This window comes from Vibrio sp. YT-19(2023) (assembly GCF_033337395.1).
In genome coordinates, this window is record NZ_JAWOQN010000552.1 from 1 (window position 1) to 675 (window position 675).

Annotated in this window: 1 protein-coding gene; it reads left to right on the forward strand. The window is 44.0% G+C overall.

The genetic code is table 11. From position 1 onward, the window contains the following. Positions 1-246: 246 nt before the first annotated feature. Positions 247-675 (forward strand): septation protein A (locus R7E78_RS27070; protein ID WP_318058739.1); only part of this gene is annotated, 429 nt, incomplete at its 3' end.

Below are 675 nucleotides of genomic sequence, written 5' to 3' on the forward strand. Positions count from 1 at the left end.
TTCTCAATACCAACGTGTGGCGTAGGAAAGAATCGTTTAGCTCTCGAGCCATGAGTCAAGCCTACAGAAGCTAACCAAGCTATCTGTACTAACGAGCAAGATTTCGCCTTTTTAGGTGCCTTAAACATATCAATACATTGCCGCTCATTGAGCGGCAATTTTTTATCCAAATCCCTTGAGCTATTCACATTACGCCAGATTCCGCTAGACTGTCAGCAACTCAACAACTCGGTAGTTTTTGGCAACATGAAGCAAATCCTTGATTTTATTCCTCTCATTATCTTCTTCGCTCTATACAAGATGTACGACATCTATGTAGCGACTGGAGCACTCATCGTTGCAACGGCAGTTCAACTTATCGTGACCTACGCGCTGTATAAGAAAGTAGAGAAGATGCAACTGATCACGTTTGTCATCGTCACGATATTCGGCAGCATGACCATTTTCTTCCATGACGACAACTTCATAAAATGGAAAGTCACTATCATTTACGTGGTGCTTGCCGTTGGCTTAACCGCCAGCCACTTAATGGGAAAATCGGTCGTCAAAGGCATGTTGGGTAAAGAGATCACGCTACCTGACGCGATTTGGGCGAAGATAAACTGGGCATGGGTAGGCTTCTTCTCATTTTTTGCAGGCCTAAACATTTACATCGCTTACGAGCTACCTCTGGAT